Genomic DNA, 2957 nt, shown 5'->3' with positions numbered 1-2957 from the left:
TGGCATCCGGAAGTGCGTTTCTTCGAGTTGTATGATGAGAACAACGAACTGCGTGGCAGCTTCTATCTCGATCTTTATGCTCGCGAGCACAAACGCGGCGGGGCGTGGATGGACGACTGCGTCGGGCAGATGCGCAAACTCGACGGTTCACTGCAAAAGCCGGTCGCCTATCTGACCTGCAACTTCAACCGCCCGGTGAACGGTAAGCCGGCGCTGTTTACCCACGATGAAGTGATCACGTTGTTCCACGAATTTGGTCATGGTCTGCACCATATGCTGACCCGTATCGATACTGCCGGTGTCTCCGGCATCAGCGGGGTACCGTGGGATGCGGTCGAGCTGCCGAGCCAGTTTATGGAAAACTGGTGCTGGGAGCCGGAAGCGCTGGCGTTTATTTCCGGTCACTATGAAACCGGCGAACCGCTGCCGCAGGCGTTGCTGGAAAAAATGCTGGCGGCGAAAAACTATCAGGCCGCGCTGTTCATTCTGCGTCAGCTGGAGTTTGGCCTGTTCGACTTCCGCCTGCATGCGGAGTATCAGCCGGAACAGGGGGCCAAAATTCTCGAGACCCTCGCGGAAATCAAAAAGCAGGTCGCCGTGGTGCCTGGGCCTTCCTGGGGCCGCTTCCCGCATGCTTTCAGCCATATTTTTGCCGGGGGCTATGCAGCAGGCTACTACAGCTATCTGTGGGCCGATGTCCTGGCGGCGGATGCTTTCTCGCGCTTTGAAGAAGAGGGGATTTTCAACCGTGAAACCGGCCAGTCGTTCCTCGATAATATCCTGAGTCGCGGCGGTTCCGAAGAGCCAATGATACTGTTTAAACGCTTCCGCGGTCGCGAGCCGCAGCTGGATGCGATGCTGGAGCATTACGGTATTAAGGGTTAAGTCCGCTGTGAAGATCTGCTTAATTGATGAAACGGGCGCCGGAGACGGCGCCTTATCTGTTCTTGCCGCTCGCTGGGGCCTGATACAAGACGATGACAATCCGATGGTGCTGGCCATGACCTGCGATCATCTGGAGCTGCGTAAACGCGACGAGCCAAAGCTCGGCGGGATCTTCGTTGATTTCGTCGGCGGGACTTTGGCCCACCGACGTAAATTTGGCGGCGGTCGCGGCGAGGCGGTCGCGAAAGCGGTTGGTGTGAAAGGTGACTACTTGCCGGAGGTCGTGGATGCGACGGCAGGACTGGGGCGAGATGCCTTCGTGCTGGCCTCGGTAGGCTGCCGCGTGCGCATGCTGGAACGTCACCCGGTAGTGGCGGCCCTGCTTGATGACGGGCTGACTCGCGGCTACGCCGACCTGGAAATCGGCCCGTGGCTCCGGGAACGTTTGCAACTGATTCACGCCTCCAGCCTGACGGCGCTGACGGACATTACGCCGCGCCCGCAGGTGGTCTATCTTGATCCGATGTTCCCGCATAAGCAGAAAAGTGCGCTGGTGAAGAAAGAGATGCGTGTGTTTCAGTCGTTGGTGGGGCCGGATCTGGATGCCGACGGCCTGCTGGAGCCCGCGCGCCAGCTGGCGACCAAACGTGTGGTGGTGAAACGTCCGGACTATGCGCCGCCGCTGGCGGATGTCGCCACGCCGAACGCGGTGGTCACCAAGGGCCACCGCTTCGATATTTACGCCGGGACGCCCGAGTAGCGTTTCACTCTACGGATTATTCCGGATGGCGACCGGAAGCCTTATCCGGGATGTCTTTTCCGACGACCTGAAGCGCCGGACGAGTCTGTCATTGAAGCGCGGGACGGGATAGCCGCGCGGAAAGTGTCACTTCAGTGGCGTCAGCCGCTGAAGTTAAGCAGGGGCTTATTTTTCGCTCGACGGCGTGTAATCCTGAGCAAATCCGAGTTGCTCAACAAAAAAGACCGCCAGGCTCCCCTGGACGCCGTAATAACCAAATCGCTCCCATAATTCCGTAAAAAAATCATGAAGAACGGACGAGGTTGCTGCAACAACCCCGTAGGTGCAGTCGTTTCATATTCCTTCGCTTTGTCGGGCAATCCCAAAAAAGTATGAATGCGCATGCCTGAACGCGCTGGAAAAGGATGATGAAGCGCAATGATATGGTCATTGGCGTTATGAATAGATTATTATATGTATTTTTTATAATAACTGCTTGATAATACTAATGATTTATTAATTGATAAATATTATATTTTATGCCGTGGCGGTAAGCAATATTTGTGTCAACCCATGGACGCAGATGAAGGGGGAGTGGCAATATGCCTTTCATGAAAAAACAACAACGCCCGCAAAGGCGGGCGTTGGCACTCTGAGGGTTAACCGCGCAAACGGTTATTCGTCTTCTTCATCGCGCAGCGGCACAATCAGCATATCGACGTGAACGGTGTTGATGAGCTGACGTGCGGAAGACATCAGCTTGCTCCAGAAATCCTGATGGTGACCGCAGACCACCAGGTCCATATCGTATTTTTTAATCGCATCAACCAGCACCTGGCCGAGATCGCCGCTGCCGCTGAGGGTTTCGGTAATTGGATAGCCCGCATTGGTGGACAGCTCGCTCAGCGCGTGGTGTGTCTCTTCAGAAATGCGTTTCTGCATGTCGCCCAGGTTGACATCGATCAGACCGGTGTACAGGTCGGAGTAATTAACATCCACGTGAATCAGAGAGACTTTGGCATTATAAGGACGCGCCATAGAAACGGCTTTCTCTACCAGAACTTTGCTTTCTGGGGAGAGGTCTACTGCGATAAGAATATGTTTGTAAGCCATAGTGTTACTCCTTCCATAAGTTGTCGATGACCATTGGACCAGACAGCTGGTGCTGCCGCTTCGCCCGCGTCCTGCGTGCTAATCCGCGGGGGTTCAGCCCTTTAAGGACTTAATTGTAGAAGATATTTCTACCTTATAGCGCCCCCCACGCTCCGTCAATGCACCTGGTTCACCAAAAGTTAAACAAATAAATGCATCTTAGGTATTGATAACGATTAAC

3 protein-coding genes and 1 pseudogene are annotated in these 2957 nt (G+C 54.7%); 2 read left to right on the top strand and 2 right to left on the bottom strand.

Going from position 1 to position 2957, the window contains the following annotated elements:
- Together ACZAHD_RS22900 and rsmJ are read left to right on the top strand one after the other, a co-directional pair.
- Nucleotides 1-885 (top strand): M3 family metallopeptidase (locus tag ACZAHD_RS22900; RefSeq protein WP_462458763.1); only part of this gene is annotated, 885 nt, incomplete at its 5' end.
- A gap of 7 nt (nt 886-892) precedes the next feature.
- The gene (rsmJ, locus tag ACZAHD_RS22895; protein WP_462458762.1) at nt 893-1645 is read left to right on the top strand and encodes a 16S rRNA (guanine(1516)-N(2))-methyltransferase RsmJ; all 753 of its coding nucleotides are present in this window, start codon (nt 893-895) and stop codon (nt 1643-1645) included.
- Nucleotides 1646-1834: 189 nt separating this feature from the next.
- On the opposite strand, the pseudogene ACZAHD_RS22890 reads toward rsmJ, so the two are convergent.
- Together ACZAHD_RS22890 and uspA are read right to left on the bottom strand one after the other, a co-directional pair.
- Nucleotides 1835-2028 (bottom strand): annotated as a pseudogene (locus ACZAHD_RS22890) (hypothetical protein); the annotation flags it as partial.
- 271 nt (nt 2029-2299) lie between these two features.
- Nucleotides 2300-2737 carry a universal stress protein UspA gene (uspA, locus tag ACZAHD_RS22885; RefSeq protein WP_004126268.1) on the bottom strand — a complete coding sequence of 146 codons (438 nt, stop codon included), beginning with the start codon at nt 2735-2737 and terminating at the stop codon, nt 2300-2302.
- Nucleotides 2738-2957: the final 220 nt, after the last annotated feature.

It is taken from the genome of Raoultella sp., from assembly GCF_039594335.1.
In the GTDB taxonomy this organism is placed as follows: Bacteria; Pseudomonadota; Gammaproteobacteria; order Enterobacterales; family Enterobacteriaceae; genus Klebsiella.
Note: the sequence above shows the minus strand (reverse complement) of the source record. Positions and strands in the feature narration are given on the sequence as shown.